Here is an 18,967-nt window from a genome sequence, read left to right as displayed (position 1 = left end):
GACGATGCCGGCGCGGCGATCGGCCAGTCCGCCAACCTGTCGAAGCGCGCGATCCTGCAAGGCCGGACCTTCGAGCCATGGGGCGTGTTCCTCGGCTTCTCCTGTACGATCGACCGCCGGTTGCTCCAGTGGATCGACCCGGCGGCGCGACCGCCCCGATCGGTCGCGCGCCGTTTCGCCCCGGGACCGGTTACTGCCCGAACGTTCCCTGGCGATAGAGCAAGGTGATCGCGACACGGCGATTGCGCGGGTCGCCGGGATCGTTGGTGATGATCGGCTCGCGATCGGCGACGCCCTCGATCCGCTCGAACCGCGTCTCCGGGATGCCGCCGAGCGCCAGCCGCCGCCGCGTCGCCTCGGCCCGGCCGGAGGATAGCATCCAATTGTTCATCGCGCGCGGGTCGCCATAAGGCACGCTGTCGGTATGGCCGCGGATCATGATCGTGTTGGGCGTCCCCGCGATCGTCCCGGCGATCATTCCGATCAGCTCGGACGCCTTGGAATCGAGCGCGGTGGTGCCGAGCGCGAACATCGAATAATCGGCATTGTCGACCAGATCGATGCGCAGCCCGTCCTGCGTCGGCACGAAGCGGATATGGTCGGCCATCTTGGCGAGGCGCGGCGAGGCCTTGATCTGCTTTTCGAGCTGGTTCTTGATCGCTTGGAACGCCTGCTTGTCCAATTGCATCGCGGCCGGGTTGCGCAGCGACCCCTTGTCGCCGGTGCCGCTCTTCTGCCCACCCGACGTGCTCATCGGGATGCCGATCGACGCGATCGGCGCCGACGCCGCGCGCGGCCCGAGCTTGTTGTTGCTGAGGATCGATTCGCCGCCGAGCGGACCGTTGCCGCCGAGCCCGGTCATCTTCTTGTCGAGCAGCGTCGGCGCGAAATAGTCGGCGATGCCCTTGCGCTGCTTTTCGGTCGTCGCGCCGAGCAGCCAGAGCAGCAGGAAGAACGCCATCATCGCGGTCACGAAGTCGGCATAAGCGACCTTCCATGCGCCACCGTGGTGACCGGCGTGGCCACCTTCGATGATCTTCTTGACGATGATGATCTTGGGCGGCTGGTTGTTGCCATGCGGTGCGGCGCGGGCCATCGCTTACTTGCCCCGCAGGCCGTCGAAGACCTCGGCGAAGCCGGGCTGGTTCTTGTGCGCGATGCCCGACCGCGCCGCCTCGATCACCAGCGGCTGCGGATGGCCGTGGAGCGAGGCGATGATGATCTGCTTGACCACCATGTAGATCGCGGCATCCGCGTCGAGCACCTGCTTGAGCCGGCCGGCGAGCGGCGAGACGATGCCATAAGCGAGCAGCACGCCCATGAACGTGCCGACCAGCGCCGATCCGATCATCCCGCCGAGCACCGTCGGCGGCTTGTCGATCGAGCCCATCGTCTTCACGATGCCGAGCACCGCGGCGACGATGCCGAGCGCGGGCAGCGAATCGGCGAGGCTGTTGAGCGTCGTATGCGGCCCCTCGACCTCGTGGTGATGCGTCTTGATCGAATGATCCATCACCTCCTCGACCGCATGCACGTCGAGCGTGCCCGACGAGACGACGACGAGGCGCAGCGTATCGGCGATCAGATTGACCAGCGTATGGTCGGCGAGCAGCCGCGGATATTCGCTGAACACCGCCGACGACTTGGGATCCTCGACATGCGGTTCGAGCGCGATCGGGCCGTCCATGCGCAGCATCTTCATCAGCTTGCTGACGAGGAAGATGACGTCGAGATAATCCTGCTTCTTATACTTCGGCCCCTTGAACACCTTGGCGAGGCCGCTGCCCACCGCCTTCAGCTCGGTGCCGGAATTGCCGATGATCAGCGCGCCGGCCGCGGCGCCGCCGATGATCAGCATCTCGTGCGGGATCGCCTCCATGACCGGCCCCAGCGCGCCGCCGGTGATGGCGAAGCCGCCGAACACCATGCCGAGAAGAACGACGAGACCGATGGCAGGAAACACTGTGGGAAACCCCCGTTGCGCCGGCCAGCCGGCAATCCGATACGACCGGATTAACCGCACTTCCTAGATAAGTGGTTACCGGCCGGGTGAGTTTGTTTGGTGGCCCGGACGCTTTCCCGAACCCGCGTCATTCCGGCGACACCGGGCGCGCTGTTTCAAAGCCGCATAGCGGCGCACGGACGCCGCGGATCGCGGCGCCCACCGGGTGGCAGGCCGGGCTTGCCGTCTACTTGATGTAGTCGAACAGCGAGAGACTCGACAGCTTGCTGAAACTCGCCTGCGAGGCGGACAGCGCGGTCATCATCTGCTGGAGCTGGACGACCGCGTCCGTGATGTCGACCTGTTCGAGCTTGCCGCGCAATTCGCTGCGATCGGTATTGGCGGTGACCAGCAATTGCTGTTGCAGATCGACGCGCGCACCGCGTGCACCGACCGAGGCCGAAACGTCGGCGACCTGGTTGACCGCCTGCCCGATCTGGTCGAGCGAGCTGTTCACCGTCGTCGAGACGTCGCCGCCGGCATTGAGTGCGGTGGCGAGCTTGCTCAGCATCGCCAGCGTATTGTCGTTGCCGCCGGCGAGCGAGAAGATGCGCTTGGCGCTTTCGGTCGCCTGCACGGTCTGGCCGTCGGCGATCGGCACTTCCGACACTTGCACGTCGGGCGGGAAGGTGAACGTGCCGTCCTTGTTGTCGACCACCGCCAGACCGCCCGACGCCGAGCCGAACAGCGGCTGCCCGCGGACGTTCTTGGTATTGGCGAGGCCGACAAGCGACCCGACGATCGAGTTCAGCTCGGTGGCGATGATCTTGCGCGTCGCATCGGTCTGCGTGCCGTTCGCCGCCTGCGTCGCCAATTCGGTCGCGCGGGTGAGCTGGGTGCTGATCTGCGTGAGCACGCCATCGGCCTGATCGAGGAGCGAGCCGGCGAGCGTGATGTTGGTGCTGAACACCGCGGCATCGGCATCCTTGCGATCGAATTCCGCGAGCTGCTGCGCCGCGGCGGGATCGTCCGACGGCTTGATGATCTTCTTTCCGGTCGATATCTGCGTCTGCAACTCCGACGCACGCTCGTTCATCTTCGAGAAGCGGCTCGAAGCGTTGGCGTAGAAGAGGCTGGTGGAGATCTGCATGGCGCGCCCTAGCGGATATCGAGGATGGTTTGCATCGTCTCGCGCGCGACCTGGATCACGCGGCCGGACGCAGCATAGGCCTGCTGGAAGCGCATCAGATCGACCGCCTCGGCATCGAGGTTGACGCCGGTCGCCGCCGACAGCGTGGTCGCCGCGCCGTCGCGGATCGCCGCTTGGGCGTCAGCGATCGTGTTCTTCTGCTTGTAGGCGGTGGCGTTGCCGGTGACGAGCGCGGTGAGCGAGGTTTCGAACCCCTTGCTGACCCGCGTCGCCTCCAGCGCGGTGAGGTTGGACGAATCGCGCACCCCGCCGCCCTGCGCCGCGGCGATCTTGCCGGCGGCGATCTGGCTGCCAGCGGTAAATTGCGCCGAGATGCTGACGTCGGTCGGCTTGTCGCCGATGGCGAACATCGCGACGCCCTGCGCGCCGGTCTGGTCGAGCCCCGCCGTCTGATTGTCGTTGACCGCGCCGACGAAGCTCTTGGCGACCGCGTCGAGCTCCTGGCGGATCGCGCCGACGCGCTCGGCACCGTCGACGATCCCGGCGATCGACCCGCCGGTCGCGCCGATCTGGTTCTTGACCGCACCGACGGTGACCGAGAAGGATATCTTGCCGTTGCTGTCACGATCGTAGGAGACCATGCCGCTGTTGACGCCCTGGACGAAGGCGGGGCCGGTCGATCCGGCGAAACTCACCGTTGCTCGGCCGATCGCGTCGGTCCGGCTGGTGATGTCGGCGATGCCGCTCATCTGCGACAGGACATTGTCGCGCTGGTCCATCAGCTGCGCGGCGGCGGTGCTGCCGAGCTGCGCGCGGCTGAGGCTCTCGTTGATCTTGGTCAGCGAATCGCCCAGCGAACTGAGCGTCTGCGCGGCCTGGTTGCCGGCGCTGTCGATATCGGCATCGACCTGGTCGAACGCCTTGCCGGTCGCGGTGAAGGCGATGCCGGCGGAGGCGGCGGCACTCATCATGCCGGTGCGCAGCGCGGTCGAATTGGGTTCGGCGGCGAGGCTTTGCGCCGAGGCGAAGAAGGAGGTGACGCGCGACGTCAGCGCATTGCCGGTCAGCGCGCCCTGGATACGGTCGAGCCAGTCCGCGCCGCCGGTGGTGCGGGCGAGATCGCTGGTCGAAGCGCGCAACGCCGCGCTGGCATAAACGTTGGACGACCGGTTTATGCCGGTCATGACGACGCCGTTGCCGGCGCCATAAGGGTTGGTCGAGCCGCTGCCGCCCGCGACCTCGGCGATGCTCACCGTACGGCGGGTATAGCCGGGCGAGTTCACGTTGGCGATATTATCGCCGACCGTGGCCAATGCGCTCTGGTATGCGCGGACGCCCGAAGCGCCGATCGACAGCAAGTCGCTCATTTCGGCGGATCTGCAACAGAAGCATTAAGATCGGATTGCGATTTGGCGAGAAAGGCGGTCATCGCCTTGCCGATGCCGAGCGGCGTCGTCTCCGCCATCGACTGCGAGATGCGCGCATCCTGCATCTCGCTGAACGTATCGATCGCCTTCGAATCGAACAGCGGATCGGCGAGCTTCGCCTGGCGCATGCTCTTGAGCATCATGCCGGTGAACACCGCCTCGAACTTCTCGCCAGCCTTCTTCAGGTTGTCGGCGGACTTGAGCCGCGACGTGTCGGTCGAGATGCCGCCGGTGGCGCCGGTGACCGGCGGCGTGCCGCCGATCGCGGCCGACGGGGGCGTGCCGATCGTCGTCATAGCACGATCAGCTCCGCCTTGAGGCTGCCGGCCTCCTTCAGCGCTTCGAGGATCGCGACGAGATCCGCGGGCGACGCACCGATGGCGTTCACCGCCTTGACGATGTCGGCCAGCTTCGGGCCGGGATTGATCAGAAACATGGGCTTCTTCTCCTCCTCGATCGACACGTTGGACTTCTTCTCCAACGCGGTCTGACCCTGGCTGAACGGCGCCGGCTGGCTGATCCGCTGGTTCTCGTCGATGCGCACGGTCAGCTTGCCGTGCGTCACCGCGGCAGGACCCACCCTGACCGCAGAATTGATAACGACCGTTCCGGTGCGCGCATTTACAATTACTTTTGCAGACGGCTCGGCGGAGGTCGCATCCAGGTTCTCTATCGTCGACATCAGCGTCGCGCGCACGTCGGCACCCTGCGGCGCGCGCACCGCGACCGAGACGCCGTCGATCGCCTGCGCGGTGCCGAAGCCGAACTTGGCGTTGATCGCCTGCGCGACGTTCTGCGCGGTGGTGAAATCGGACCGCGCGAGGTTGAAGGTCAGCATCGGCGAGGAATCGAACCCGGTGGCGACCGCGCGCTCGACCGTGGCGCCCTCGGGGATGCGGCCGGTCGAGGGGACGTTGACGACGATCTTCGAACCATCGGCGCCTTCCGCGCCGAGGCCGCCGACCGCGAGATTGCCCTGCGCCATCGCATAGATCTGGTTGTCGGCGCCGAGCAGCGGGGTCAGCACCAGGCTGCCGCCGCGCAGCGACTTGGCCTTGCCCATCGAGGCGACGGTGATGTCGAGCCGCTGGCCGGGCTTGGCGAAGGGCGGCAGCTCGGCGGTGATCAGCACCACCGCGGCGTTCTTCATCCCCGGATTGGCACCCGGCGGCAGTTGCAGGCCGAAGCGCGACGCGACGGCTTTCAGCGACTGGACGGTATATTCGAGATTGTCGTCGCCGGTCCCCGGCAAGCCGACCACCACGCCGTAACCGGTGAGCTGGTTCGAGCGGATGCCCTGGAAACCGCCGAGATCCTTGATCCGGTCGGCGGAGGCGGGCGCGGCGAACGCGAGGGTGGCGATCAGCGCGGCGAGGATAAGACGGATCATGGCGGACAATCTGCGCATCATAGGGTTAACCGGCCGTCAAAACGGGCTGACGACGGAGAAGAAGCGGCTGAGCCAGCCCTGCCGGCCGGCGCGGGCGACGTCGCCCTTGCCGGTATAGGCGATCTGCGCATCGGCGACGCGGGTCGACAGGATGCGATTGTCCGCGCCGATATCGGCGGTGCGGACGATGCCCTTGATCTGGAGGAATTCGTCGCCGCGGTTGAGCGTGACGCGCTTCTGCCCCTGAACCAGCATCGTGCCGTTGGGATAGACTTCGGCGACGGTCACCGAGACCTCGCCCGACAGCGAATTGGCCTGGTCGGCCTGACCCGACCCGTCGAAGCCGCGGCTGCCGCTCGCGGCGACGTCGGTCGAGTTGAACAGCTTGAGCGGTCCGGTCGTCGGCGGGCTGATGCTGCCCGACCCCTTCGAATCGAGCTTGGAGCCCGACGATTTGGACGCGGCGGTGCGCTCGACGAGGATGATCGTCAGCGGATCGCCGACCCGGCGCGCGCGCCAGCCTTCGTACAGCGCGGCATAGCCGTCGCTGGCCTGGAAGATCGAACCGTTGGCGGGCGCCGGCGCCGGCGCGACGGGCGCGCGAACGACGGTGAAATCCTCCGCCGGCTTCTTCTTGCCGAGGATGCTGGCATCCGCCGTGCCGGGCGTGAGCGCGAAGAGCGCGGACAGCCCCGCGGCGACGAAGGCGGCCTGACGGACCTTATGCGGTACGGAGGGGATCACAGGTTTTGGTTCACGTATTTGAGCATTTCATCCGACGAGGAGATCATCTTCGAATTGACCTCATAAGCGCGCTGCGTTTCGATCATATCGACGAGTTCCTCGACGACGTTGACGTTCGACGCTTCGAGGCTGCCCTGACGGATGTTGCCGCGCCCGTCCTGCCCGGCGATGCCGAGGTTGGCGGCGCCCGACGAGGCGGTCTCCTTGAGGTAATTGTCGCCGGTCGACTGCAGGCCGGTGGCGTTGGGGAAGCTCGCGACCTGGATCTGGCCGATGTTGGTGCCCTCGTTCTGGCCCGGCACCTGCGCGGTGACGGTGCCGTCGGTGCCGATCGAGACCGAGGTGGCGTTGGCCGGCACGGTGATGCCGGGCATCACCTGATAGCCTTCCGAAGTGACCAGCAGACCTTCCGGGCTGCGGTTGAAATTGCCCGCGCGGGTGTAGCCGAGGTTGCCGCCGGGCAGCTGCACCTGGAAATAGCCGTCGCCGTCGAGCGCCATGTCGAAGCTGTTGCCGGTCTGCGTCAGCGAGCCCTGCGTATCGATCCGCGCCGTGCCCTGCACGCGCACGCCGGTGCCGAGGTTGAGGCCGGTCGCGTATTTTGTCTCGGCGGTCGACGCCGCGCCGGGCGCGGTGATCGTCTGATAGGCGAGCGTCTCGAACGCGGCGCGATCCTTCTTGAACCCCGTCGTGTTGACGTTGGCGAGGTTGTTCGAGATGACCCGCATGCGCGTATCCTGGGCGTCGAGCCCGGTGCGCGCGATGTGCATGGCGGAGGAGGACATCGTGTCTGTTCCTTAACTCGGGAGGCGCATCACGGAGGTGCTGCTCTCGTCCATATCCTTGGCCGACTTCATGAGGTTGGCCTGAACCTCGTAACTGCGCTGGTTCTCGATCATGTCGACCAGCGCCTGCGTCATGTTGACGTTGGAGCCTTCGAGCGCGCCGCCCTGCACCTTGGCGTCGAGATTGGCGGGCAGATTGCCGCCGCCCTTGACGCGGAGCAGATTGTCGAGCCCCTTCAGCGTCGTAGTCCCCTTGGTGTCGACCAGCTTGAGCCGGTCGAGCACCTGCGGGTTCTTCGCGTCGCCGCCCTGCGGCACGATGCTGATCGTGCCGTCGCTGGCGATCGACAGGCTGTCGTGCGGCGGCACGGTGATCGGCCCCGCCTGCCCCTGGACGATGAAGCCGTCGCCGGTCTGGAGCACGCCCGAGGGCGCGATCTCGAGATCGCCGCGGCGGGTATAGGCCTCGCTGCCGTCGCCCGCCTGCACCGCCAGCCAGTCGGTATTGCCGCTGATCGCGACGTCGAGCGCGCGCCCCGTAGCCTGGATCGCACCGGGGGCGCGATCGGCGTCGGTCACCTCTTCGCTGGTCGGCATGCGCGCTTCGAGTTGCGCGCCGCCGCCCTTCAGCTCGATCCGGTCGAAGACGACGCGGTCGGCGCGGAAGCCGGTGGTGGACGCATTCGCCATATTGTTGGCGATCGCCGCCTGCGCCTGCATGTGCGCACGCAGCCCCGTCGCCGCCGTATAGACCAATTTGTCCATCTAAAGCCTCCGCGCCGCGTCGCTTAGTTGCGGATCTGGATGATGGTCTGCGAGACCTGGTTCGCGGTATCGAGCGCCTTCGAGTTCGCCTGGAAGTTGCGCTGTGCCGCGATCAAATTGACCAGCTCCTCGGTGATGTCGACGTTCGAGCCTTCGATCGTACCGCTCATCAGCGAGCCAAAGCCGTCGGCGCTCGCCGAGCCCAGCGTCGCCGCGCCCGACACGCCGGTCGCCGCCCAATAGCTGCTGCCGATCTGGCGCAGGCCGGTCGGCGTCGAGAATTTGGCGAGCGCGACCTTGCCGAGCGGCTTGATGTCGCCGTTCGAGAAGCTCGCCTGGATCAGGCCGGAGTCGGTCACAGTCACGCCGGCGAGCTGGCCGACCGCGATACCGTCCTGCGTCTTGGCGTTGACCGCGAACGCCGAGGAGAGCTGCGTCGAGTTGGTCAGGTCGAGCGACACGGTCTGCGCCGCGGCGCCCGAAGCCGGCGTGAAGGTGTTGAAGTTGAGCGGCATCGTCGTGCCGGTGGTGAGCGCGCCCTTGTCGTCGAAGGTCAGCGTGACCTTGTCGGTCTTGGCCGCACCGGTGCCGGTGGTCATCGCCTGGTCGCCGATGAAGGTATAGACGTCCCACGCGCCGGTGGTCGCCGGCGGACCGGCGGTGCCGGCAGCGGTGCGAACGTAATAGCTGGTCATCGTCATCGGGTTGCCGTTGGCGTCGTAGATGCGCGACGCGACCGAATTGTTGTAGCTCGTCGTGTCGGTACGATCGAACTTGTAGCCGGCGCCGCCGCCCTTGACGGTCGAGGTCGACGACACCTGCACCGCGGTGGCGACCTTGCTGGTCCCCTTGGGGGTGCCGCTGGTCTGCTGGATCTGCAGCGTCGTCAGGCCCTTCTCGCCGGTGGCGGTGACGTTGCCGTCGCTGTCGACCGGATAGACCATCAGGTAGCTGCCCTGCGCATCGACGACGTTGTTGTTCGAATCGACCGAGAAGGCGCCGTTGCGCGTGTAGGTGGTCGAATCGCTGGTGCCGGTCGAGCGCATCGTGAAGAAGCCTTCGCCGACCATCGCCAGGTCGAGCGCGTTCGACGTGGTGGTGAGGTTGCCCTCCTTGAACTGCTGCGTGTTGCCCTTCACGACGACGCCCGAGCCGACCATCTTGCGCGGGTCGGTCGAGGTGCTCGACGCGATGATGTCGGCGAACTGCGTGCGGCTCTTCTTGAAGCCGGTGGTCGAGACGTTGGCGAGATTGTGGCTGATCGTCGCCATGTCGGTCTGCGACGCCTGGAGGCCGGAAAGCGAGGTATAGAAGGACATCGGGTTACTCCTTGGAAGGCTTGGGTCGGCGGATAAGGGTCAGGTGGCGGAACGGACGTCAGAGGGATCGACGTCGCCGACCCCCAGGACCTTGAGCTTGGGGGCGCCGCTGGACGGCAGCGAGACGGACTCGACCGGCGCCCAGACGAGCGTGCGGCTGGTGACCGTCTTGTCGCCGGCGGTGGCGAAGGCGGTGATCGTGAACGGGCCGGAACCGACGCTGTTGCCGGCGCCGTCCTTGCCGTCCCAGTCGAAGGTCGCGGTGCCCTTCTTCTGCGCGCCCAGCTGCAGGTTGCGCAGCGTGCCGCCGTTGGCGTCGGAGATCGAGACGTTGACCTGCGTCGCGTCGTCGTCGAGCTCGACCGCACCGTCGAGGCTGCCGCTGGCGCGGGGATAAGCGGTCGATCCGGCGGTGAGCACCGTCTTGCCGACATAGCTCATCGCGTCCGACGCGGTGGTCGAGCCGAGCTTGGTGGCGACGCCGCTGAGCGTCTTGTTCATCTCGCTGATGCCGGCGACGGACGAGAATTGCGCCATCTGGGCGACCATCTGGGTGTTGTCCATCGGGCTGAGCGGGTCTTGGTTCTTGAGCTGCGTGGTGAGCAGCTTCAGGAAATCGTTCTGGTCCAGCGTCGTCTTGGTCGTGCCCGGGGTCGCCGAGGCGCCGGTCGCGGTCGTCGTCGCGGTATTGGCCGTCGAACGTTTGATGCCGAGCTTGTCGAGCGTCGCGTCGAACGTCGACTGGGTGGTCGAGGCGGTGGTCACCATGATTAGCGTCCCAGCTTGAGGGTATCGATGGTGAGCTGCTTGGCAGTGTTCATCACCTCGACGTTGTTCTGGTAGGAGCGCGCGGTCTCCATCATGTCGACGAGCTCACGGCTTTCGTCGACGGCGGCCTGGTAGATATTGCCGTCCTTGTCCGCGAGCGGGTTGTTCGGATCGTAGACCTTGGTCGGCGATTCCCCGGCGGTGACGATCTTCTCGACGTCGACGGTGGCAAGGCCGCTGGCGGCGTCGAAGCTGGTGCGGAACACCGGCTTCATCGTCTTGTACGCGGTCTCCGCCGAACCGGTGGTGCCGCCGACGTTGGCGAGGTTGGACGCGGTCGTGTTCATGCGGATGAGCTGCGCGCTCATCGCACGGCCGGCGACCTGGAAGACGTTCATCGGATCGGCCACTGGCTTACTCCCCCTTCAACGCGCGGGTGATCTGGCCGATGCGCCCGTTCAGGAACGACAGCGTCGTCTGATACTGGACGGCGTTCTCGGCGAAGGCGGTCTGTTCCTCGTTGAGCTCGACGGTGTTGCCATCCATCGAGGTCTGCAGAGGCACGCGATATTTGGTCGCGGCGTCGAGGCTGCCGTTGCCGTCCTGCTCCATCGACGCGAGCGCCGACTTGAAGTCGATGTCCTTGGCCTTGAAGCCGGGGGTCGAGGCGTTGGCGATGTTCGACGCCAGGACGCCCATGCGCTGGCCGCGCACTTCGAGGGCGGCACCGTGCACTCCGAACAAACTCTCTGCGGCCATCGGCCCAAATCTCCGGCGCACCATTGCGCTGCCAGGACTTAAGCAACCGCCGTGCCAGTTTTCGATTCCGGGCGGGTGGCGGCGATTTTTTCGCGTCCGGCAGGGCGCCGACGAGGGAACGGCAAGGCAGCCGGCAAGCGCTTGCCGGGGATTGCCGGGGAGCGGCAAAGGCTGCCGGATGAGGCCGCGGATGGTGTCGCGCGGGTTTACCATTCTCCTCGTCATCCCGGCGAAAGCCGGGATCCATGGACACGGATCGCTGACGTCGCGAGCGCCATCGGCCGACCATAGCCATGGGTCCCGGCTTACGCCGCGATGACGGGAGGGTTATCGCCTATGGGCGCTTGTGTTCCAGACTGACGCCGTCACCCCGGCCTTGAGCCGGGGTCCCGCTTCTTCAGAGGGCGGCAAGAAGCGGGATGCCGGCTCAAGGCCGGCATGACGGGGGAAGAATACGGCCGGCCCGAAATCGATCGGCGACGACCCGCACGCACCACAACTGGCCCGCCCCTTGCATTGCCACGCGCATGTTGATCGCCCAGCTCTTCGATCCCGTCGCGCTCGCCATCGTCGGCGGCGGGACGGTGCTTGCCGCCGTGTTGCGCGCGCCGTTGCGCGACGCGCTCGGCGCGGTGTCGGCGTTGCGCGTGCTCGCGCGGCGGCCGTTCCGTGCCGACGCGCTGCTCGACCAGATCGCCGCGCAGGCGCGGATCGCCAAGCGCCACGGCGTCGTCGCCCTCGACCGCTCGGTGATCGCCGATCCCGATGTCGCCGCCGCGATCGCCGCGATCGTCGATGGCGGCAACCCGCGCGAGGTCGAGGCGCTGCTGCGCTATCACCGCCAGGCGCGGATCGCGCGGCACGTCGCGATCGCCGAGGTCTGGTCGTCCGCCGCCGAGGCGGCGCCGGCGATGGGCATGGTCGGCACGCTGATCGGCCTCGCCAGCATGTTCGCCAGCATGACCGACCCGAAGGCGATCGGCGGGGCGATGGCGATCGCGCTGCTCGCGACGCTCTACGGCGCGCTGCTCGCCAATCTGGTGCTCACCCCGATCTGCCATCGCCTGCGCGCCGCCGGTCGCATCGAGGCGTTCGAGCGCGCGCGGATCGAGGCGCCGCTGCTCGCGCTCGCGCTGCGCGAGACGCCGCGCCATCCGTTGCAGAGCGTCGCATGACCGGCGACTCCTTCTACCCGCCCTCGCCGCCGACCAAGCCCTTGTGGCTGGTGACGCTCGCCGACCTGGCGCTGTTGCTGGTCGGCTTCTTCGTGCTGATCCAGGCGAGCGAGAAGCCGCGCGCGATCACCGATGCGCTGCGCCAGAGCTTCGGCGGTGCCCCGGCCCCCGCCGCGCTGCCGGTGATGGCCGCCGGCCTGCTCGACTTCGCACCGGGCAGCGCGGCGCTGCCCGACAGCCCCGCCGCGGTGATCGCCTGGGCGCGCGAGGCGGTGCGCGATCCGCGTGTCGCGCTGACCGTGACCGGATCGACCGACGGCAGCGCCGCCGACGTCGATCCCGCCACCGGCAGCGCCGCCCTGCTCGCCGCCGATCGTGCCCGCAGCCTCGCCGCGGCACTCGCCCCGGTCGGCCCGCGCATCACCGTCACGACCAGCAACCGTTCCGGCCGCCGTGCCGCGATCGTCACGCTCGCCTTCGTCGGCGAACAATCCAACACGATGGACCAGCAGCCATGATCTTCCTTCCCCTGCTCCTCGCCGCCGGTGCCCCGATGGGTGGCGCGATCGCCTTTCAGGATATCGGCGGGCTCGACCGCGCCGTCTCCGCCTTCACCAGCCGCCCGATCGGCGCGGAGGGCGGCGCGCGCACCGCGATCGACAGCCGGCTGCGGCTCGCCCCCTGTTCCACCGTCGCGCTGGCGTGGCGGACCGAGGCGCATGATGCCGTTGTCGTCTCCTGTTCGGGGCCGGACTGGCGCATCTTCGTGCCGGTGATCCGCCCCGCCGCCGCGGCGCCGGCCACCGCCGCCCGCCCGATGACCGTCGCCGCCAAGGCCGAGCCGGTGATCCGCCGCGGCGATCCGGTGGTGATCGAGGCGGGGTCGAACGGCTTTTCGATCAGCCGCGAGGGCGTCGCGATGGGCGACGCCGCGCCGGGCGGCCGCTTCATGGTAAAGGTCGACGACGCCAAGGGGCCGGTCCAGGCGATCGCGCTGGAGAGCGGCCGTGCCACCCTGCCCGGCTGGGGCGAATGACCCGGCCTGCGTGACCGCCGAATCTTTTTCGTTAAAGCCAGGCGGCAACCGGCCGTTTATCCTCATGTCAGGCGACACAGATAGGTGCGGACATGGTGGACTCGATCGGCTCAACGCCGCTGAACGGAAGTGGAAGCGTCTCGCGCGTCGCCGCCCCAGCGGCCACGCCGGTGGTGCAGCCGGCGCTGCAGCAGGCGGCGCAACAGGCACCCGCGGCGAACAACGCTACGCAATTAACCAACCTTGCCAAGACATTGGCCGCAGAACCGCCGATCGACAGCGACCGCGTCGATGCGATCAAGAAGGCGATCCAGAACGGGTCGTTCCCGATCCTGCCGGCGACGATCGCCGACCGGCTCCTTGCACTCCGGCTCAATTGGGATGGCCATGACGCGGCGTGATGCCCTCATCCAGGTGATCGACTCGCTGCATGCCGAGATCGAGGCGCTCAAGACCAACAACGTCACCGCGCTCGAGCGCGCGACGCAGCAGAAGCTCGCCGGCATCGAACAGGTGGCGGCGCTCGGCACCGGCCCCGCGGGCGACGACGTCCGCGCGCTCGCCGACGAGGCGAACCGGCTGAACGAGACCTGCCGGATCTACGTCAACCTGATGGCGGCAAATGTTCGCCGCCGCCTGCAACTTCTGACCGGCGATGCCGGCCACGGCTTCCGCCCGACGATGGTGTCGGCCTACGCGTGACCCGGCCCCCCCTTTCACGGGGGCATCCGAGCAGAACTGGCACGGTCCTTGCTGATCACCCCTGTGACTATTGGGGTGTGCTTTCTTCGTAATGACCGTCAATCCGATTACTTCCAGCCGGGTGCAATCCGCGATCGCGCTTGCGAGCAGCAAGACGGGCGTGGATTTCGACTATCTGCTCGGCCAGGCCAAGATCGAGAGCGGCCTCAACGCCAATGCGCGCGCCGGCACCTCGTCGGCGTCGGGCCTGTACCAGTTCGTCGAGCAGAGCTGGCTCGCGGTGGTCAAGAAGCACGGCGCCGAGCACGGCATGGCCTGGGCCGCCGACAGCATCGGCCAGTCGCACGGCCATTTCACCGTCGGCGATCCCGCCACCCGCTCGGCGATCCTCGCGCTGCGCAACGATCCCACCGCCGCCTCGCTGATGGCCGCCGAGCACGCTTCCGACAACAAGGACGTGCTGGAGGGGACGCTGGGTCGCTCCACCAACGGCACCGACCTCTATATGGCGCATTTCCTCGGCCTCGGCGGCGCCAAGAAATTCCTGTCGGCGATGCAGAGCAACCCCGGCGCGTCCGCGGCGTCGCTGTTCCCGCAGGCCGCCGGCGCCAATCGCTCGATCTTCTACGCCGGCAACGGCCAGCCGCGGTCGCTCGAGGCGATCTACCAGAGGTTCGCCGACAAGCTCGGCGCGGCGAGCGACAGCACCACCGAGACGCGCAAGGCCAATCTCGCCTTCGCCGCGCAATCGCTCGACATGGACGGCTCGACCGTCGTCACCGGGGGCAACGAGAGCGCCGAGGACGCGCTCGCCTGGGCGTCGCAGGCGATGGGGCGGATGGGGGGACGGCTCAACACCAATCCGGCCTCGGCGAACGCGCTGCTGCGCCCGTCGCCGCAGAACGCAAGGCTCGCCTATATGATGCTCGCCAGCATGGGAGGGCGCTGAGGTGAACAAGCTCCTCGCTTCCGGCCGCGGCGCGGCGCTGCCGCTCGCCATCCTGCTGCTCGTCGTCGTGATGGTCGTGCCGATCCCGGCGTTCCTGCTCGACATCTTCTTCGTCGCCAATATCGCGATCAGCCTCGCGGTGCTGATGGTGTCGCTCAACGCGCAGAAGCCGCTCGACTTCTCGTCCTTCCCGACGGTGCTGCTGTTCGCCACGCTGTTCCGCCTCGGCCTCAACGTCGCCTCGACCCGCATCGTGCTGGTCCACGGCCACGAGGGCGAGAGCGCGGCGGGCCACGTCATCGAGGCGTTCGGCACCTTCCTGATCGGCGGCGACTATGTCGTCGGCATCTTCGTCTTCGCGATCCTGATGATCATCAACCTGATCGTCGTCACCAAGGGCGCGGGCCGCGTGTCGGAAGTCTCGGCGCGCTTCACGCTCGACGCGCTGCCCGGCAAGCAGATGGCGATCGACGCCGATCTCAACGCCGGCCTCATCACCCCCGAAGACGCCAAGAAGCGCCGCGTCGAAGTGGCGACCGAGGCCGATTTCTACGGCTCGATGGACGGTTCGTCGAAGTTCGTGAAGGGCGATGCGGTCGCCGCGATGCTGATCCTCGCCGCCAACGTCGTCGGCGGGCTGATCCTCGGCCCGGTCAGCCACGGCATGACGATCGCCGCGGCGGCGAAAAGCTATATCCTGCTCGCGATCGGCGACGCGCTCGTCGCGCAGCTGCCGTCGCTGATGCTGTCGATCGCCGCCGCCGCGATCGTCACCCGCGTGTCGTCGGACAAGGACCTCGCCGGCCAGATCGGCGGCCAGTTCGGGTCCCCGCGCACCTGGACGCCGGTCGCGGTGATCCTCGGCCTGCTCGGGCTGCTGCCCGGCATGCCGCACGTCGTCATCCTCACCGCGGCGGGGATCGCCGGCTTCGCCGCCTGGAAGCTGCGCCAGATCGAGCGCCGCCCGCTCGTCGAGGCCGCGCCCGCGGTGGCCGAGGAGCCCGCCGATCCGTCCAAGATCGACTGGGACGAGGTCACCGACGGCATGCAGGTCAATTTCGACATCGGCTATGGCCTGGTGCCGCTGGTCGACCCGCGCCGCGGCGCCCCGCTGATGGGCCGGATCACCGGCGTGCGCCGCCAGCTGTCGCGCGAACTCGGCTTCGTCGTGCCGCAATGCCGGGTGCGCGACGACATCAACCTCGCGCCTTACACCTATCGCATCCTGATCAACGGCGTCGTGCTCGGCGAGGATCAGGTGTCGCCCGACGAGATGCTCGCGCTCGACACCGGCCAGGCCTATGGCGCGCTCACCGGCAAGAAGGCGAAGGACCCGACCTTCGGCCTCGACGCCACTTGGATCGCATCGGGCGATGCCGATGCGGCGACCGGCGCGGGCTTCCTCGTCGTCGATGCCGGCACCGTGATGGCGACGCACCTCAACCATCTGCTCGGCGCCAACGCCACCGATCTGCTCGGGCCGGACGAGGTCCAGTCGCTGCTCGACGGGCTGAAGGAGCGTGCGGCGCAGCTCGTCGCCTCGCTCACCCCCAATCCGCTGCCGCTCACCACCCTCACCCAGGTCCTCAAGGGCCTGCTCGCGGAGAATATTCCGTTGAAGGAATTCCGTCGCATCGCCCAGGCGATCGCCGTCGCCGCGACGCGCAGCGCCGACGCCGAGGAAATCGTCGAACTGATCCGCCCCGAACTCGGCCCGCTGATCATCCAGAAACTGTGCGGCGTGCGCGAGCCGCTGCGCGTGATGACGCTCGACGGCCAGCTCGAAGGGCTGCTCGGCCAGGCGGCGCGCGCCGACCAGTCGCGCCGCCACGTCATCGAGCCCGACCTCGGCCGCCGCATCGTCGATGCGTTGCAGGAGGCGGCGCAGCCGCTGATCGCCGAGGCCAAGCCGTTCGCGCTCGTCGTCCAGCCGGCGATCCGCCTCGCGATCCGCAAGCTGGTCAAGACCGTGCTGCCCGACACGCCGGTGCTGTCGTTCTTCGAAGTGCCCGAAGAAAAAGCCGTCGAGGTCGTCGCGGTGATCGGCCAGCAGCATCAGGCGCTCGCCGCATGAGCATGGAGCCGATGAAGCAGGTGTTCGCGCCGACCACCCCCGCGCCCGCCGCGCTGGTGCCGCAGGGCCCGCTGACCTATTCGCGCGCCACCCGCCCGGGCGGCGATCCGGAGGCGGTGATCCGGCAATATCTGCCGCTGGTCCGCCGCATCGCCTGGCACGTCCATGGCTCGATGAGCACGATCGTCGAGGTCGAGGATCTCGTGCAGATCGGCCTCGTCGCGCTGGTCGAGGCGGTCGGCCAGGCTACCGAACAGGGCGCGCAATTCCGCGCCTATCTGCAGACCCGGCTGCGCGGCGCGATGATCGACGAATTGCGCCGGCAGGCGACGACGACGCGCGGCGCGATGCGGCGGCGGCGGCAATATCATGCCGCGATTGCCGCGGTGACGGCACGGACCGGCCGCGCGCCCGACGAGGCGACGCTGGCCAAGGAACTGGGGATCACGGTGGAAAAGCTGCGTGCCGATTACGAGACCGCCGATGCGGTCCGCTTCGAATCGATGGACGAGGTCTATGCCGACGATCTGCCCTGGTTCGCCGACGACACGCCCGACGCCTTCGAGCAGCTCGCGGAGAGCGACCTGCGCGACACGCTGATCGCCGCGATCACCGCGCTGCCCGAGCGCGAGGCGCTGGTGGTGCAATTGTTCTACGTCGAGGAACTGAACCTCGAGGAGATCGGGCAGGTGATCGGCGTCGGCGCGGCACGGGTCTGCCAGATCAAGGCCGCCGCACACGCCAAGCTGAAGAAGGCGCTGGCGCGGAAGGTGTAAGCTCCTCCCCGGCACGGGGAGGGGGACCGCCACGCGCCAGCGTGGTGGTGGAGGGGGATCACCGCAGGCGTATCGCGCGTGGAAGCCCCCCTCCGTCACCGCTGCGCGGCGCCACCTCCCCGTACCGGGGAGGAATGGTTACGCCGTCACCGCGCGCGAACGCGCCGCGAACCGGCCCGCGGTTTCCCAATAATCTTGGTGCACGCCAAGCCGAAAAAGGCGCTGGCGCGGAAGGTCCAGGCTCCTCCCCGGCACGGGGAGGGGGACCACCACGCGCCAGCGTGGTGGTGGAGGGGGGTCACCGCAGGCGTATCGCGCGTGGAAGCCCCCCTCCGTCGCCGCTGCGCGGCGCCACCTCCCCGTACCGGGGAGGAATGGTTACGCCGTCACCGCGCGCGAACGCGCCGCGAACCGGCCCGCGGTTTCCCAATAATCCTGATGCGAGCCAAGCTGAAAAAGGCGCTCGCCCGCAAGGTCTAGGCTCCTCCCCGGCACGGGGAGGGGGACCGCCACGCGCCAGCGTGGTGGTGGAGGGGGGTCACCGCAGGCGTATCGCGCGTGGAAGCCCCCCTCCGTCGCCGCTACGCGGCGCCACCTCCCCGTACCGGGGAGGAATGGTTACGCCGTCACCGCGCGTGAACGCGCCGCGAAGCTCTTGCGCAGCTTCTGGAGCTTGGGCGGGATCACCGCCATGCAATAGGGGTTCGACCGGCCCGAGATTTCCCAATAATCCTGATGATAGCCCTCCGCGCTATACCAGGTCGTCATCGGTTCGATCGTCGTCACGATCGGCTTGGCCGAGTCCGCCTGCGCGCGGTCGATCGCGGCGCGCATCGCCGCCTCCTGCCCTTCGTCGGCGGGGAACATCGCCGAGCGATATTGCGTGCCGACGTCGTTGCCCTGGCGGTTGAGCTGCGTCGGATCGTGCGTCGCGAAGAAGATGTCGAGCAGGTCGCCGAGCTGCAATTGCTCGGGATCGTAGCCGATGCGGATCGCCTCGGCATGGCCGGTGTCGCCGCCGCAGACCTGCTGGTAGGTCGGGTCGGGCACCGAACCGCCGATATAGCCGCTCTCGACGCTCTCGACCCCGATGACGTCCTTGAACACCGCTTCGGTGCACCAGAAGCAGCCACCGGCCAGTGTCACATATTCGGTCATAATAGTCTCCTTTGCGCCGATGTAGGAACGCGGTAGGGCGCGCGAAAG

General features: G+C 67.7%; 23 protein-coding genes. 9 read left to right on the top strand and 14 right to left on the bottom strand.

Features of this window, described 5'->3' with window-relative positions; all coding sequences use genetic code 11:
* Nucleotides 1–228 (top strand): hypothetical protein (locus SFC76_RS06355; RefSeq protein WP_322848618.1); only part of this gene is annotated, 228 nt, incomplete at its 5' end.
* Here SFC76_RS06355 and SFC76_RS06350 read toward each other — a convergent pair.
* From SFC76_RS06350 to SFC76_RS06290, 13 genes are all read right to left on the bottom strand, one after another.
* The gene (locus SFC76_RS06350; protein WP_322848617.1) at nt 191–1,096 is read right to left on the bottom strand and encodes a flagellar motor protein MotB; all 906 of its coding nucleotides are present in this window, start codon (nt 1,094–1,096) and stop codon (nt 191–193) included. The two genes, SFC76_RS06355 and SFC76_RS06350, sit on opposite strands and share 38 nt — an antisense overlap.
* A 3-nt stretch (nt 1,097–1,099) precedes the next feature.
* On the bottom strand, nt 1,100–1,963 hold the full coding sequence (motA, locus tag SFC76_RS06345; RefSeq protein WP_322848616.1) for a flagellar motor stator protein MotA: 864 nt from the start codon (nt 1,961–1,963) through the stop codon (nt 1,100–1,102).
* Between the two features lie 226 nt (nt 1,964–2,189).
* On the bottom strand, nt 2,190–3,092 hold the full coding sequence (gene flgL / locus SFC76_RS06340; protein ID WP_322848615.1) for a flagellar hook-associated protein FlgL: 903 nt from the start codon (nt 3,090–3,092) through the stop codon (nt 2,190–2,192).
* Nucleotides 3,093–3,100: 8 nt separating this feature from the next.
* Entirely contained in the window at nt 3,101–4,459 is a 1,359-nt protein-coding gene (flgK, locus tag SFC76_RS06335; protein ID WP_322848614.1) for a flagellar hook-associated protein FlgK, read from the bottom strand.
* Entirely contained in the window at nt 4,456–4,815 is a 360-nt protein-coding gene (locus tag SFC76_RS06330; RefSeq protein ID WP_322848613.1) for a rod-binding protein, read from the bottom strand. Before SFC76_RS06330 ends, flgK begins: the two co-directional genes overlap by 4 nt.
* Nucleotides 4,812–5,909, bottom strand: coding sequence for a flagellar basal body P-ring protein FlgI (locus SFC76_RS06325; protein ID WP_322848612.1), 1,098 nt, complete (start codon nt 5,907–5,909; stop codon nt 4,812–4,814). Before SFC76_RS06325 ends, SFC76_RS06330 begins: the two co-directional genes overlap by 4 nt.
* A 36-nt stretch (nt 5,910–5,945) precedes the next feature.
* Nucleotides 5,946–6,650 carry a flagellar basal body L-ring protein FlgH gene (locus SFC76_RS06320; RefSeq protein WP_416222391.1) on the bottom strand — a complete coding sequence of 235 codons (705 nt, stop codon included), beginning with the start codon at nt 6,648–6,650 and terminating at the stop codon, nt 5,946–5,948.
* Nucleotides 6,650–7,438, bottom strand: a complete 789-nt coding sequence (flgG, locus tag SFC76_RS06315; RefSeq protein ID WP_038663683.1) for a flagellar basal-body rod protein FlgG — start codon at nt 7,436–7,438, stop codon at nt 6,650–6,652. Before flgG ends, SFC76_RS06320 begins: the two co-directional genes overlap by 1 nt.
* Before the next feature lie 12 nt (nt 7,439–7,450).
* Nucleotides 7,451–8,203 (bottom strand): flagellar basal-body rod protein FlgF, encoded by a 753-nt coding sequence (gene flgF, locus SFC76_RS06310; RefSeq protein WP_322848611.1) that lies wholly within the window; start codon nt 8,201–8,203, stop codon nt 7,451–7,453.
* Between the two features lie 23 nt (nt 8,204–8,226).
* Nucleotides 8,227–9,522, bottom strand: a complete 1,296-nt coding sequence (locus SFC76_RS06305) for a flagellar hook protein FlgE (RefSeq protein ID WP_322848610.1) — start codon at nt 9,520–9,522, stop codon at nt 8,227–8,229.
* 39 nt (nt 9,523–9,561) lie between these two features.
* Nucleotides 9,562–10,290 (bottom strand): flagellar hook assembly protein FlgD, encoded by a 729-nt coding sequence (locus SFC76_RS06300; RefSeq protein WP_322848609.1) that lies wholly within the window; start codon nt 10,288–10,290, stop codon nt 9,562–9,564.
* A 2-nt stretch (nt 10,291–10,292) separates the two neighbouring features.
* On the bottom strand, nt 10,293–10,700 hold the full coding sequence (gene flgC, locus SFC76_RS06295) for a flagellar basal body rod protein FlgC (protein ID WP_038663694.1): 408 nt from the start codon (nt 10,698–10,700) through the stop codon (nt 10,293–10,295).
* A 4-nt stretch (nt 10,701–10,704) separates the two neighbouring features.
* Nucleotides 10,705–11,049: a flagellar basal body rod protein FlgB gene (locus SFC76_RS06290; RefSeq protein ID WP_038663697.1), complete on the bottom strand. Its 345-nt coding sequence runs from the start codon at nt 11,047–11,049 to the stop codon at nt 10,705–10,707.
* A gap of 527 nt (nt 11,050–11,576) precedes the next feature.
* Here SFC76_RS06290 and SFC76_RS06285 point away from each other — a divergent pair.
* From SFC76_RS06285 to SFC76_RS06250, 8 genes are all read left to right on the top strand, one after another.
* Nucleotides 11,577–12,224 (top strand): motility protein A, encoded by a 648-nt coding sequence (locus SFC76_RS06285; RefSeq protein WP_322848608.1) that lies wholly within the window; start codon nt 11,577–11,579, stop codon nt 12,222–12,224.
* Entirely contained in the window at nt 12,221–12,742 is a 522-nt protein-coding gene (locus SFC76_RS06280; protein ID WP_322848607.1) for a flagellar motor protein MotB, read from the top strand. Before SFC76_RS06285 ends, SFC76_RS06280 begins: the two co-directional genes overlap by 4 nt.
* A complete protein-coding gene (locus SFC76_RS06275; RefSeq protein ID WP_322848606.1) occupies nt 12,739–13,260 on the top strand; it encodes a flagella basal body P-ring formation protein FlgA in 522 nt (173 codons plus the stop codon). Before SFC76_RS06280 ends, SFC76_RS06275 begins: the two co-directional genes overlap by 4 nt.
* A gap of 92 nt (nt 13,261–13,352) precedes the next feature.
* Nucleotides 13,353–13,661 (top strand): flagellar biosynthesis anti-sigma factor FlgM, encoded by a 309-nt coding sequence (gene flgM, locus SFC76_RS06270; protein WP_322848605.1) that lies wholly within the window; start codon nt 13,353–13,355, stop codon nt 13,659–13,661.
* Nucleotides 13,648–13,962, top strand: coding sequence for a flagellar protein FlgN (locus tag SFC76_RS06265; RefSeq protein ID WP_322848604.1), 315 nt, complete (start codon nt 13,648–13,650; stop codon nt 13,960–13,962). Before flgM ends, SFC76_RS06265 begins: the two co-directional genes overlap by 14 nt.
* Nucleotides 13,963–14,053: 91 nt before the next feature.
* Nucleotides 14,054–14,911, top strand: a complete 858-nt coding sequence (locus tag SFC76_RS06260) for a lytic transglycosylase domain-containing protein (protein ID WP_322848603.1) — start codon at nt 14,054–14,056, stop codon at nt 14,909–14,911.
* Nucleotide 14,912: 1 nt separating this feature from the next.
* Nucleotides 14,913–16,985, top strand: a complete 2,073-nt coding sequence (flhA, locus tag SFC76_RS06255; RefSeq protein ID WP_322848602.1) for a flagellar biosynthesis protein FlhA — start codon at nt 14,913–14,915, stop codon at nt 16,983–16,985.
* On the top strand, nt 16,982–17,761 hold the full coding sequence (locus SFC76_RS06250; RefSeq protein WP_322848601.1) for a FliA/WhiG family RNA polymerase sigma factor: 780 nt from the start codon (nt 16,982–16,984) through the stop codon (nt 17,759–17,761). Before flhA ends, SFC76_RS06250 begins: the two co-directional genes overlap by 4 nt.
* A gap of 618 nt (nt 17,762–18,379) precedes the next feature.
* On the opposite strand, the gene msrA is transcribed toward SFC76_RS06250, so the two are convergent.
* A complete protein-coding gene (gene msrA / locus SFC76_RS06245; RefSeq protein ID WP_322848600.1) occupies nt 18,380–18,919 on the bottom strand; it encodes a peptide-methionine (S)-S-oxide reductase MsrA in 540 nt (179 codons plus the stop codon).
* Nucleotides 18,920–18,967 lie beyond the last annotated feature (48 nt).

It is taken from the genome of Sphingomonas sp. CD22, assembly GCF_034556155.1.
GTDB lineage: Bacteria > Pseudomonadota > Alphaproteobacteria > Sphingomonadales > Sphingomonadaceae > Sphingomonas.
Note: the sequence above shows the minus strand (reverse complement) of the source record. Positions and strands in the feature narration are given on the sequence as shown.